Origin of the sequence: Providencia sp. PROV188 (assembly GCF_027595165.1) — a bacterium.
Taxonomy (GTDB): Bacteria; Pseudomonadota; Gammaproteobacteria; order Enterobacterales; family Enterobacteriaceae; genus Providencia; species Providencia lanzhouensis.
The window spans coordinates 3,412,671-3,425,741 of sequence record NZ_CP097291.1 but is presented as its reverse complement, the minus strand read 5'-3'; the positions used below and the strand labels follow the sequence as shown (position 1 = coordinate 3,425,741).

Genomic DNA, 13,071 nt, shown 5'->3' with positions numbered 1-13,071 from the left:
TGCCTTTTTTATATATAAAATCAGTGATTAACGCACACTATTATGGATAACAAATTTGGCAAAGTTATCTGCCCAAGGCTGCAAGAAATCCTTACTTTTTGGGGAAATAGTATCTTGCTCATCCACCATGCCGTCATACCATTTTAAATAACACTCAGGTTGATTCATCGTCGGCATATTAAGAAATGCAAGGCTATTGCGTAAATGTTGTTGGGCAATTGCGGTGCTAATATTACCAATCGAAACCCCTAATACTCCCGCAGGAATACCATCCCATGAGTTATCACCCCAAGGACGTGAACCTTGGTCAATCGCATTCTTTAATACACCTGGCATTGAGCGGTTATATTCCGGTGTTGCGAAGATAATACCGTCTGAGGCTTTGATTTGGCTCTTAAAATTAGCGACTACCGCGGGTACATTTTGATCGGCTTCTTGGTTATAGAGAGGTAAATCGGCAATGTTGATAAATTTAAAGGTGAAATTAGATGGGAATAATTTAGTGATGGCTTTAGCGACTTTTAGATTATAAGAGTCAGCACGTAAACTACCAACAACCACACCGATATTATACTGATTGGACATAATCAAAACCTCTTCTTATGTTGTGAAAATACAACGAGTTCGTATATTTTCTTTGGAATAGGAATTTCTTTAATAATTTAGCATAATAAAATTCATTAAAAATAAATTAAGTTAAATTTAATTTTATCCAATTGTAAATTGCAGGAAATTCATTGCGTTATTTGTTTATATTTTCAAATTAACTTTGTGATTTAGGGTGGCTAAAAAAGAATACTGTGACCTCAATTACACTATTCGTATTTAATTCCTCTCAATATTATCTTCATTGATACGAGTCAAAATAGAACATACCGACTGGTCGGTATTATTCATCCCCATGAACACACTCGCGCATCCAAGAAAAAAAGATCCAATCAAACGACAAGAAGAGTTGCTAAAGGCAGCTAGGATAATCGCTGGTCGAGAAGGTATTTCGGCACTTTCGCTGAATGCTGTCGCCAGAGAAGCGGGCGTGAGCAAAGGGGGATTAATGCACCATTTCCCCAGCAAACAAGAACTTATTCATGCATTGTTTATTCAGCTATTAGACATTATGGACGTGCGTATTGCCGCCATTATGGCGAATGATTCCGATCCTTATGGGCGATTTTCTCGCGCCTATTTGCACTACGTTGGCGAGCTTAAAGACTCCGATGAAAGTTTTCAGCTCGCACTTTTATCATTGGCTATGCCCACAGAGCCAGTGTTGCGTAAATGCTGGCGTGATTGGATGTTAGGGCATCTAGCCCAAGGTGATGCATTTGATAATGGCTATTTGGGGGCTTTAGTGCGCTATGCCGCCGATGGACTGTGGTTATCTGCGTTAACGGAAGGTCCTACATTATCGAGCCAAGAGCGTAATGCCATCATTCAGCGATTAACACAAATTTCGTTTGAAGAAATGGGTTAGTTTTCCAAGGGAAAATACGTCTAAACATACAATGAGGCGATAATGAAATATAAAATCAATGCCTTCATTATTTATGATGCTGTTGATGGCACTTTATCTTTAAAAAAAGATGAGGTGGATACTCAGTTGTCTATTACGGCTAATGCACTCTTATTCTATTTGATTCAAAAAAAAGGCGTAGTTTCCCGTGATGAAGTACTTAAGGCGGTTTGGGATGATAATGGTCTGGTTTCATCAAATAGTAATTTAAATCAATATCTCAGCCTGCTAAGGAAAACATTTCGACAATACGGTATTGAAAATATTATTGTCACCGTTGCACGTGGGCGTTTAGAGTTTAATTCTGAGATTTTATTGGAATTACTCGATGAAGAGACGCTCAATACCACTCGCTTATTAAACAGTTTAAGTGAAATACAAAAAGCCGAAGTGGTTCTAGCACCTTCTTTAGAGACTAAACCTACCGAATCTCCTTCTGAAAAATTACCGCATTCATTACCAAAACAGAAACGTGAAGTTTGCTGGTATCTAGCCAGTGCGGCTTTTTTATGTTGCTCCATTTTATTGGCAACGATGAGCTATTTCTCATCTCAGCCCTCCGCACCAATGATTTTGCCAACGTTAGAACATACCAGCTGCGATGTGTTATCTAATGAAAAAATGATTAACGCTTTCGTTGCTGATAATTACGTACAAAACTTTGATAAAGTTAGAAAAAATTTAAATTTGGCGTGTAATGATAAAGAGCGTTTTGTCTTCTTTTATGGGGATAAATTACAAAAAAATGGTTTAGGGCGCGTCTTTCTCGCCCATTGCGCTGCCAATGAATCCAACCCATTTAGTTATTGTGATAATTATTTTTATTATTCTTGGAAGCCACAATGAAAATATCGGGAAAGCTATTATGTCTCGTGAGTGCGCTGATCTTCGCGTGTGTTGTGATTTATACACAGTCAGTTGTATTGGCCAATAAAAATTCCGGTCAAATGGCGTGTTCAACCAAGGGGATTATGCGTTTTGAGAATATGAAAGATGAAAACGTTAACGGTAATATTCACTTTAATTTTGGGGCGAACGGCGAGGGCTCTATTGTTGTCGAGGGATATACGACCTCCAGCGCTGGATGGCTTTATTTACAACGATATGTCAAATTCAAATACACCAGCAAACGTATTTCGCCAACGGAACAGCACTATAATATTAGCCACTGGGAAGCCAGTGCTTCCTCGATTGATGAATCCCCTAATGTGATTTTTGATTATTTTATGCGGGAAATGTCAGATAGCCATGATGGCTTATTTATCAATGCCCAAAAAATCAATGATAAAGCGCTACTCTTGAGTTCAATTAATTCCCCTTTGTTTATCTGTACGCCTAAATAAGCGCGTGGGCTTGATTGATAGTCCATACAGCGTGGGGGCTTACCCACACATTCATTCCTATTGGTTTACTGGGCAACGTTAACTAACACGTTGATATGATTTTACTGTCTGGCAATCAGTGCTATCACGCGGTGTGCCTCGTAAAACACAGTATTCCCCTTTCTTCTTATATTCTGATCCTCCCATTTCTCATTAGCTTATGGCTCGGGCGTGAGGCAAACCACACTTATTATTGACCAAATTACCTTCTCGCATCAGCTCAATCACATCTTGTTAACCATTCCTCCAATAAACCTGTTATCCGCATTTATGGTTTTTTCTTCCACCAGATAGATACGTGAATTTTCCATTTTATTAGCATAGATGTGTGAATTTGCTGTCTGTTAATTATAAATTCTGGATTTTTATTCTAATTATCTTCACTTCATGGATTTATATTTTGTTTTATTTTTTGGGGATTATAGTGATTTTGAAGCCAAAAGCTGCGTTCAATTAATCACCACGCAGACTCAATTGGCATAAATGTTTACTCACAGTTAAGAGGCATCAACGTTCTGGAACATGGCTCTTAGGTGCTGCGGGTAGAGAAAAACGTAACGGCTTCCTTGGAGGAAACAACAATGGGTGATGCATTAGGACTTATTGAAACAAAAGGTTTGGTGGCTTGTATTGAAGCAGCTGATGCAATGTGCAAAGCCGCTAACGTCGAGCTAATCGGCTATGAAAACGTGGGTTCTGGTCTCGTGACTGCCATGGTGAAAGGTGATGTTGGCGCAGTAAAGGCGGCAGTAGATTCCGGTGTTGAATCTGCACAGCGTGTTGGTGAAGTGGTGACATCGTTAGTCATCGCCCGTCCACATAACGATATCAACAAAATCGTGATTAAACATAAAGCATAGCGTTTGCGGGGGAAATATGGGTGATGCATTAGGTCTTATTGAAACACAAGGACTCGTTGCTTGTATCGAAGCAGCTGATGCGATGTGTAAAGCCGCTAACGTGGTACTGATTGGCTATGAAAATGTGGGTTCTGGGTTAGTCACCGCCATGGTGAAAGGGGATGTTGGCGCAGTTAAAGCGGCAGTTGATTCTGGCGTTGAATCTGCATCTCGCATTGGCACCGTCGTGACCTCTCTGGTTATCGCTCGTCCACATAGCGACATCCAGAAAATTGTCTCTCAGTATAAAGTCGCAGAATAAATAGGAAATTTACTTATGAAAGAAGCTCTTGGCTTAATTGAAACCAAAGGTTTAGTGGCGTGTATCGAAGCTGCTGATGCAATGTGTAAAGCCGCTAACGTCGAGCTAATCGGCTATGAAAATGTCGGTTCTGGGCTCGTCACCGCCATGGTAAAAGGCGATGTGGGTGCCGTTAATGCTGCGGTTGAATCCGGTGTCGAAGCTGCGAAGCGTGTTGGCACCGTAGTGACTTCTCGTGTGATAGCAAGACCACACAATGATATCGGCAAAATTGCGCAGCAGCACAAAGCTTAATCATTAGAAGTATTAGATAAAACAACAAATTAGTAAGTTTAATCTTTTGACTCCGGTACGGGGGAAGACATGGTTGCATTAGATAAAGATCTGCAATCCAGACAACTGGCTAGAGAGCTGGTTAGAAATGCGAAACAAGCACAAAAAATCTTTGCGACTTTTTCGCAGGAGAAAATCGACAGTATTGTTAAACACATTGCGACAGAATCTGCTCGTCATGCAGAAGAGTTAGCAAAAATGGCGAATGAAGAGACGGGTTTTGGGAAGTGGCAAGACAAGGTCCTGAAAAATACGTTCGCTTCAGTTCGTGTGTATGAACATATTAAAGATCTGAAAACAGTTGGCATCATTAATGATGACAAAATCAATAAAGTTATGGATGTGGGTGTTCCGTTAGGGGTGATCACGGCACTGGTGCCTTCGACTAACCCAACCTCAACCATTATCTATAAAACATTGATTGCCTTGAAAGCCGGTAACGCAATCGTCTTCTCCCCCCACCCAAACGCGAAAGCATGTAGTTTTAGAACGCTTGATATCGTAAAAAAAGCGGCTCTTGAAGCGGGTGCGCCAGCAGGTATCGTCGATGGCGTGACGATGCTGACACTGGAAGCGACAAAAGAATTAATGCACAGCAAAGATGTTTCTCTCATTCTGGCAACGGGTGGGGAAGGCATGGTACGCGCCGCTTATGCATCTGGCACACCAACCATCAGTGGTGGCCCTGGTAACGGTCCTGCTTTCATTGAACGTAGCGCGGATATCAAAAAAGCAGTCAGTGACATTATTACCAGCAAAACGTTTGATAACGGTGTGATTTGCGCATCAGAGCAATCCATCATTGTTGAACGCTGTATTTACAACGATGTTCACCGCGAATTATTAGCCCAAGGCGCTTACTTCATGAATGAAGATGAAGCGAAACGTATGGCTTCCATGCTACTGAGAGCGAATGGCACGATTAACCCTGAAGTCGTAGGAAAAGACGCGATTACGTTGAGCCAACGTGCAGGCTTTAGTGTTCCTGCTAACACTCGAGTATTAATTGCATTACAAGACACTGTCTCACCGAAAAACCCGTATTCACGGGAAAAACTGTGCCCAATCTTAGGTATGTATGTTGAAGAGGATTGGCGCTCTGCGTGCCACCGCGTTGTTGATTTGCTGACTAACGAAGGCTTAGGACACACGCTGGTGATCCACACTCAAAATGAAGATGTTATTCGCCAGTTTTCTCTCGAAAAACCGGTTAACCGTATTTTGATTAATACGCCAGCTGCACTGGGTGGAATTGGTGCAACCACCAATATTACGCCAGCGCTGACATTAGGATGTGGAGCGATTGGAGGTGGTTCTAGTTCTGACAACGTCGGTCCGATGAACTTGCTCAATATCCGTAAAGTCGGTTATGGCGTGCGTTCCATTGATGATTTGAGACAACCCGCACCAGTGAGTGCTCCGGCTTACTCAACATCGCCAATTGCATCTACTGGGCATGGAAATCAAGCGTCTGTCAGCATTCTCGATGATGACCGTTTTCGTCAGGCTCAACCAGTAAAAGCTCAGAGTAATAGCGCTGCGGATAACCGATTTGCTAATGCAGTGAGTCATGCTGATGTTGTTGAAGCGGTTGCCACTCATGGGGATATCACGGAAGAGAATGTCGAGCAGATTATTAAGGCCGTTCTCGGACGCCTAAATAAGTAATTCATTGAGATAAGGCGGGTAAATCATGATTTTGGCAAAGGTAATAGGGCATGTTGTCGCAACGCAGAAATGCCAAGAGCTTAGTGGCAGTAATTTACTGATGATCACGGCGCTTGGCGATGATCTCAAACCGTTGAAGGACAAAACGTATGTTGCGGTGGACAGTGTAGGCGCAGGTATTAATGACCTTGTTCTGGCGGAAGAGTACTTCGCATTGAATAAAGACAAATACAAAGCTATGTCCGTGGTTGCCATTGTTGAAAAAGTGTATCGAGACGGTAGGGAGTAAATAACGCATGAACCAGTTTTTGATTAAACCAAGGGTGCAATTCGGTGCGAATGCTTTGGATTATTTATCTCAGGTTAACGCCCAGCACGCGTTTATCGTAACCGATAAAGCGATGGTGAAATTTGGGTTAGCCGACGAGGTGATTCATCGATTATCTCAACAGGGAATTTCATTTTCTCTGTATGACGATGTCGTGCCTGACCCGGAAATCTCGTCCATCGTAAAAGGCATGAAAATCATGGATAGCCAATATCCAGATTTAGTGATTGCACTGGGCGGTGGTTCGGTGATTGATGCGGCAAAAGCGGTTATTTACTCCCTATGGCATACCCGCCAAGACAGCCATAGAGCCAAACCTCATTTTGTGGCTATTCCGACAACCAGCGGAACAGGCTCTGAAGTCACGTCTTTTTCAGTGATCAAGTCTCACTCTGAGAAGTTGGTGTTGGTTGATGAATTTATGTTGCCCGATGTGGCGATTTTAGACCCTGTTTTAGTGAAGTCAGTCCCTGCCGCTATCACGGCAGATACGGGAATGGATGTGCTATGCCATGCCCTAGAAGCTTATGTTTCACGCAGTGCCTCTGATTTTTCAGATGCGCTTGCCGAGAAAGCTGTTCAGTTGGTGTTTGCTCACTTAATAGATTGCTATCGCGACGGCAGTAACTTAGTGGCTCGTGAAAAAATGCATAACGCATCGTGTATTGCAGGAATGGCATTTACCAACGCATCCCTTGGGATCACCCATAGCTTAGCGCACGCACTTGGCGGCGTGTTCCACATTCCACATGGTCGCGCGAATGCGCTATTGATGGCTCAAGTGGTGGCGTTTAACGCGGGCCTGGAAGGGTGCTGTGAAACCAACGCGGCGAAGCGTTATGCCGATTTAGCCAGAAAACTTAATTTACCGGCTTCAAATATACGTGAAGGCGTTGAGAGCTTAATTATGGCAATCAACGTATTGAAAGATGAAATGAATATGCCGAAAGGCATTCACGCTACAGGCGTCAATGAAACTGATTTTAATGCCCGTTTAGGGGAAATGGTTGGACAGGCGTTACGCGATAGTTGCACTCCGACTAATCCACGGGACGTAAATGAAAAGCAGCTAGAAGCACTGTACAGACAGTCTTTTTAATAGTTAACGCTTTTTATGTGATGAATAACGAACTAGAAAGAACATCAGGAGAGGCTAACATGGCCAAATATGCTTTGACCCCACGTGTAAAAACACTGGCTGAACGTTTAAGTGCTCGCAATTGCTCAATCATTACCGAACGTGCCAACATTCTTGAAACTGTCAGAAATCAATTAACAGGGGCGCCTCAAGCGATTAAACCCGCTCAGCGTTTTTATGAGTTTATTCGTAATTTCCCCGCTTTTATTGCACAAGATGAATTGATTATTGGTAGCCAATCTTCAACACCTCGCGGTGCAATCTTCCATACGGAAGATGAAGTACACAGCCAGAGTATTTATGAGTTTTTAGCGGGGGATAGCACAATCGCCGCACCGGATTATTTAGTCGTTCTGAATGTCGGGTTTGCAGAAATTAAAAATCAGCTAGAAAATCGCGTCAGAAATATTGGTAGTGCCGTTAGCCGTAATAGTATCGATGAGGCAAACAACTGCCGTGCGGCAATTTATGCCTGTGATGCTGCTATCCATTTTGCAAACGCCTTAGCAGTAAGAGCAGAAAATCTTGCGGCCACAGAAGCTAACCCATATCGTCGTGCTGAATTACAAGAAAGCGCGGAAGTATTACGCCAAGTTCCTGCAAAACCTGCACAAACCTTTAAAGAAGCTTGCCAAGCGTTCTACCTATTACAACTGATTTTGCATTTAGAAAATGGCAGCTATGCCGTGAACCCAATGGGCTTCGACAAAGCCGTTTATCCATTCTATCAGCGCGATATTGAGCAAGGTCGATTAACTCAACAACAGGCTTACGAGATTGTTGAAAGCTTATGGCTAAAACTGGCTGAGTTGTCAGAAGTGCGTGCAACGCGCGCCATTGATGGTTATCCAATGTTTGATGCACTTAAAGGTGGAGTCTACCTTAATGATCCGCAAGTCTGCATCAACGAACTTTCCGCGATGATGCTTTCTGCTCATGAAAATATCAGTGCAATTAATGCTGGGTTAAAAGTCCGTTTATATTGCGGTCAAGCAAGCACGCAGCCTCAATATTCTGCGGCTTCAGCCAGTTATGTGACACCAGCAGCTCAACAAGATAATGAAGTCAAAGTGATGGAAGGGTTAACGCCTCGCTTACAGCGTTTGCGTAACCGTTATTTAGAAGCGCGTCCAAGCGTGTCTATCTATCGCGCATTAGCCTTTACGGAAGTGGTGAAGAATAACCCTGGTTTACCGCCGATTTTATTACGTGCAAAAGCGTTCCGTCGTGCGTGTGAAACTGCGCCTATCTTGATTCAGCCTGAAGAGCTGATTGTCGGTCATCCATGTGGTAAAGCGCGAGCAGGTGCATTTTCACCTGATATTGCATGGCGCTGGGTGGTGGACGAGCTCGATACAATGAGCACCCGCCCACAAGATCCATTTGTGATCTCCGAAGAAGATAAAAAAGTGATTCGTGAAGAAATCGCGCCATTCTGGGAAGGTCGTTCTCTGGATGAAATTTGTGAAGCGCAATATCGTGAAGCCGGGGTTTGGGAATTCAGCGGCGAAACCTTTGTGAGTGACTTGTCTTATCACCAAATCAATGGCGGAGGCGATACTTGCCCTGGTTATGACGTATTGCTTTTCACTAAAGGCATGAATGGCATTAAAGCGGATGCTCAGGCAAAACTGGCTGAGTTAAGCATGCAAAATCCAGATGACATCGACCGCATCTATTTCTATAAAGCCTCAATTGAAACCTGTGAAGGTGTGGTGGCTTATGCTCATCGTATTGCTGAACATGCTCGTGAACTGGCTTCTAAAGAGACAGATCAGAAACGACGTGAAGAGTTACTGACAATTGCTCAAGTGAACGAAAATGTACCGGCGAACCCTCCAAAAACATTGCAAGAAGCGCTGCAAAGTATTTGGACTGTGGAGTCCTTGTTTGAAATTGAAGAAAACCAAACAGGATTATCATTAGGTCGTTTAGACCAATACTGTTTCCCAATGTATGAAAGCGATATTCAATCTGGTCGTTTAACTCAAGACCAAGCACTGGAAATGATGCAGGCGTTTATCATCAAATGTGCGGAATTAATGTGGATGTCCAGTGAGCTGGGCGCTAAATATTTCGCTGGATATCAGCCATTTATCAACTTAACTGTGGGTGGTCAAAAACGCTCGGGTGGTGATGCGTGTAACGATTTAACGTACTTAATTATGGATGCAGTCCGTTTCGTTAAAGTTTACCAGCCATCATTAGCATGCCGTATTCATAACCAATCTCCACAAAAATATATGGAAAAAATCGTGGATGTAGTGAAAGCCGGTATGGGCTTCCCTGCCTGTCACTTTGACGATTCCCATATCAAAATGATGCTGCGTAAAGGCTTTGATTTTGAAGATGCTCGCGACTATTGCTTAATGGGCTGCGTGGAACCACAAAAATCAGGTCGAATTTATCAGTGGACATCAACGGGTTACACCCAGTGGCCAATCGCCATTGAGTTTGTTCTGAACCGTGGTCGGATGGTGCTGTTTGATAGCCACCAAGGTTTAGATACCGGGGATCTGCGTAACCTGAAAACCTTCGAAGATTTCGATAATGCTGTGAAAGCGCAAATTGCCCATATTGTTCGCCTGTCGGCGATTGGTACGGTCATCAGTCAGCGTGTTCACCGTGATGTCGCGCCAAAACCATTGATGTCTTTGCTGGTGGAAGGTTGTATGGAGAAAGGAAAAGATGTTGCGGCGGGTGGTGCAATGATTAACCACGGTCCGGGGCTGATTTTCTCTGGTCTAGCAACTTACGTTGACTCAATGGCGGCTATTCGCAAAGTGGTTTATGAAGAGGGGCGCTATACCTTAGAGCAAGTGCGTGATGGTCTGCTTGCTAACTTTGAAGGTTATGAAGAGTTACGTCGTGATTGCCTGAATGCACCTAAGTTCGGTAATGATGACAACTATGTCGACCAATATGCATTGGATATTACTGAATGGACGGAACGCGAGTGCCGTAAGTACGACATGCTGTATTCCACATTGAGTCACGGCACATTATCCATTTCTAACAACACACCGATTGGCGAGCTAACCGCAGCGACTGCGAATGGTCGTTTAGCGTGGATGCCGTTGTCAGATGGGATCAGCCCAACTCAAGGGGCAGATAAACAAGGTCCAACGGCAATTATTAAATCCATCAGTAAGATGAACGTGGAAACGATGAACATCGGTATGGTGCATAACTTTAAGTTCTTAAAAGGCTTATTGGATACACCAGAAGGTCGCAATGGGTTAATCACGTTGTTAAGAACGGCATCTATTTTGGGTAACGGTCAAATGCAGTTCAGCTACGTTGATAACGAAATGCTGAAAAAAGCACAGCAAGAACCTGAGAAATATCGTGACTTAATCGTTCGTGTTGCTGGCTACAGTGCTTACTTCGTTGAGTTATGTAAAGAGGTTCAGGACGAAATCATCAGCCGTACCGTGATTGAGAAATTCTAAACCAAATCTGGGTGGGGATAGGCTGCTATTCCCACCGTACATAATAAAAACAATAAGTTTGAAACTGTTTTGGAGATGCAATGATGAACACAGCGGCAGAAATCAGAGGGCGGATATTTAATATCCAGAAATACTCAATTTATGACGGTGATGGCATTCGAACCCTGATCTTTCTTAAAGGATGCAATATTCGTTGCCCTTGGTGCGCTAACCCTGAAGGGCTAAGTAGCCAGTTCCAAGTGATGTTTTCCCACGATAAATGCGTTGGGTGTGGGAAATGTGTGGATGTTTGCCCTGCGGGGATCCATTACATGACCACCAATGAACAAGGGGAAGCAGTCCACCGCGTGAATCGTAGTATTGACTGCATCGGTTGCCGCAAATGTGAGGAAGTGTGCATTTCTGATGCGCTAGACATTATGGGAAAAGATGTCACGGTCTCTGAAATGATGGAGATCATCATGCAGGACTACGATTTTTATATTTCCTCTGGTGGTGGTGTCACGATTGGTGGCGGTGAAATGAGTTTACAGACAGATTTTGCCGTTGAGCTTTTGCGTGAATGCAAAAAAATGATGATCAATACGGCGATTGAAACACAAGGTACAACGTCATTAGCGAATTATGAAAAGTTAGCCGAAGTTGTCGACCTATTCCTGTTTGATGTTAAACATATCGATACCGTTGAGCACAAAAGCCTGTTTGGTATTGGTAATGAAAATGTGCGTCGTAACCTCGAAAGATTAATGGAACTAGGGGCAAATGTGGTGATGCGTATGCCTTTAGTTCGCGGATATAACGATTCTTTTGATGCAATAACAGGCGCAATTGAATACGCCATGGAATTGTCGAAACGCGGCAATTTAAGTCGAATTGATATTCTGCCTTATCACCAGCTTGGTCGCGGAAAATACGACAAACTCGACATGATTTATCCCATCAAGAAAGACCCAACCTACAGCGCGGAAGAGTTAGATCAATTAGAGGCTTTCTTTAAAAAATTCGATTTCGATATTCGACTGGTTCGTCACTAAGTAGGAGAAAAAAATGAAAAGTTTAGGCGTCATTGAGACTTACGGGCTGACATCAGCAATACAAGCTGCGGATGCTGCATGCAAAGCGGCGAGTGTCGAGATTGTTGGCTACCGTAAAATCGGTTCTGGCTTAGTTTCTGTTTGTTTTCAAGGGGAAATTAGTGCAGTAAGAACCGCCGTTGATCATGGTGCATCGGTTATCAGCCATCAAGACCTATTAAAAGGCACATTAGTCATTGCTCGCCCAGAAGAGCGAGTGATCACCCAGCTGTTATCCACTAAGAATAAAGCGAGCGAAGAAGAGAACAATGTTGAAAAACCGGCCGTTGAGGCGCCTGTGACGATGACTGTCGAGACTGCCGTTGTGGAGCCAAAAGCTGACGTGCGTAAAGGGAAAAAATCATGATAAACCAGCAGCTGATGGGAAAAATTCTGTCTCGCTTAGCTATGTCAAACCCAGCCTCAATGATTGATAGCCCCATTGCTATCCCTGTGGGTGTTTCGAACCGTCATGTCCATCTTTCGCAAGAAGATGTTACCGCGCTTTTTGGTGAAGGCTATCAACTGACGCCATTTAAAGATTTGAAGCAACCTGGCCAATTTGCGGCAAAAGAGTGTGTGATGGTGGTTGGACCTAAAGGGTCGATCAGTAAAGTACGAGTGTTAGGACCAACACGACCAACCACTCAACTGGAAGTCTCGAAAGCAGACTGTTTTGCATTAGGTATTAAAGCGCCAGTGCGTGAATCTGGAGATTTAAACCAATCGGGGAGTGCGCTGTTAATCGGTCCTGCTGGGCACGTTAATCTTTGTGAACAAGTCATTTGTGCTCAGCGCCATATCCACATGAATTTAATGGATGCAAGGTCGCTAAATGTCTCCAATGGACAGCGAGTATGTGTTCGCACTGAAGGGGAACGTAGCCTCGTATTTGATGAGGTGGTTGTTCGAGTGGATGCAAGGTTTTCCCTGGAATTTCATATTGATACAGATGAAGCAAATGCGGCAGGGTTACTCAACAGTGACAGCGTGTTTGTTGTCAGCTAAGGACTAAACGAGCGG

Annotated in this window: 14 protein-coding genes; 13 read left to right on the top strand and 1 reads right to left on the bottom strand. The window is 43.5% G+C overall.

Annotated features, from left to right (window positions below; translation table 11 throughout):
* Positions 1-27 precede the first annotated feature (27 nt).
* Positions 28-585, bottom strand: coding sequence for an NADPH-dependent FMN reductase (locus M5X66_RS15710; protein ID WP_036949238.1), 558 nt, complete (start codon positions 583-585; stop codon positions 28-30).
* Positions 586-901: 316 nt separating this feature from the next.
* Here M5X66_RS15710 and M5X66_RS15705 point away from each other — a divergent pair, with 316 nt between their 5' ends.
* The 13 genes from M5X66_RS15705 to M5X66_RS15645 all read left to right on the top strand — a co-directional run bounded on the left by M5X66_RS15705 (position 902) and on the right by M5X66_RS15645 (position 13,056).
* The gene (locus M5X66_RS15705; protein WP_036949239.1) at positions 902-1,474 is read left to right on the top strand and encodes a TetR/AcrR family transcriptional regulator; all 573 of its coding nucleotides are present in this window, start codon (positions 902-904) and stop codon (positions 1,472-1,474) included.
* Between the two features lie 42 nt (positions 1,475-1,516).
* Positions 1,517-2,359 carry a transcriptional regulator gene (locus M5X66_RS15700; protein WP_036949241.1) on the top strand — a complete coding sequence of 281 codons (843 nt, stop codon included), beginning with the start codon at positions 1,517-1,519 and terminating at the stop codon, positions 2,357-2,359.
* Entirely contained in the window at positions 2,356-2,856 is a 501-nt protein-coding gene (locus M5X66_RS15695) for a FidL-like protein (RefSeq protein WP_036949242.1), read from the top strand. Before M5X66_RS15700 ends, M5X66_RS15695 begins: the two co-directional genes overlap by 4 nt.
* Before the next feature lie 620 nt (positions 2,857-3,476).
* Complete coding sequence (locus M5X66_RS15690) at positions 3,477-3,755, top strand: BMC domain-containing protein (protein WP_004249182.1); 279 nt, start codon at positions 3,477-3,479, stop codon at positions 3,753-3,755.
* Between the two features lie 16 nt (positions 3,756-3,771).
* The gene (locus tag M5X66_RS15685) at positions 3,772-4,056 is read left to right on the top strand and encodes a BMC domain-containing protein (RefSeq protein WP_006658500.1); all 285 of its coding nucleotides are present in this window, start codon (positions 3,772-3,774) and stop codon (positions 4,054-4,056) included.
* 15 nt (positions 4,057-4,071) lie between these two features.
* Entirely contained in the window at positions 4,072-4,350 is a 279-nt protein-coding gene (locus M5X66_RS15680; RefSeq protein ID WP_006658501.1) for a BMC domain-containing protein, read from the top strand.
* Positions 4,351-4,419: 69 nt separating this feature from the next.
* Positions 4,420-6,057, top strand: a complete 1,638-nt coding sequence (locus M5X66_RS15675) for an acetaldehyde dehydrogenase (acetylating) (protein WP_108479513.1) — start codon at positions 4,420-4,422, stop codon at positions 6,055-6,057.
* A 25-nt stretch (positions 6,058-6,082) separates the two neighbouring features.
* Positions 6,083-6,346 carry a EutN/CcmL family microcompartment protein gene (locus tag M5X66_RS15670; protein ID WP_036949246.1) on the top strand — a complete coding sequence of 88 codons (264 nt, stop codon included), beginning with the start codon at positions 6,083-6,085 and terminating at the stop codon, positions 6,344-6,346.
* 7 nt (positions 6,347-6,353) lie between these two features.
* Positions 6,354-7,484: a 1-propanol dehydrogenase PduQ gene (locus tag M5X66_RS15665; protein ID WP_036949247.1), complete on the top strand. Its 1,131-nt coding sequence runs from the start codon at positions 6,354-6,356 to the stop codon at positions 7,482-7,484.
* 59 nt (positions 7,485-7,543) lie between these two features.
* Positions 7,544-10,975: a choline trimethylamine-lyase gene (gene cutC / locus M5X66_RS15660; protein ID WP_270103714.1), complete on the top strand. Its 3,432-nt coding sequence runs from the start codon at positions 7,544-7,546 to the stop codon at positions 10,973-10,975.
* An 83-nt stretch (positions 10,976-11,058) separates the two neighbouring features.
* Entirely contained in the window at positions 11,059-12,009 is a 951-nt protein-coding gene (gene cutD / locus M5X66_RS15655; protein ID WP_036949291.1) for a choline TMA-lyase-activating enzyme, read from the top strand.
* Between the two features lie 13 nt (positions 12,010-12,022).
* The gene (locus tag M5X66_RS15650; protein ID WP_108479511.1) at positions 12,023-12,415 is read left to right on the top strand and encodes a BMC domain-containing protein; all 393 of its coding nucleotides are present in this window, start codon (positions 12,023-12,025) and stop codon (positions 12,413-12,415) included.
* Entirely contained in the window at positions 12,412-13,056 is a 645-nt protein-coding gene (locus M5X66_RS15645) for a phosphate propanoyltransferase (protein ID WP_270103713.1), read from the top strand. The genes M5X66_RS15650 and M5X66_RS15645 overlap by 4 nt, the downstream gene beginning before the upstream one ends.
* Positions 13,057-13,071: the final 15 nt, after the last annotated feature.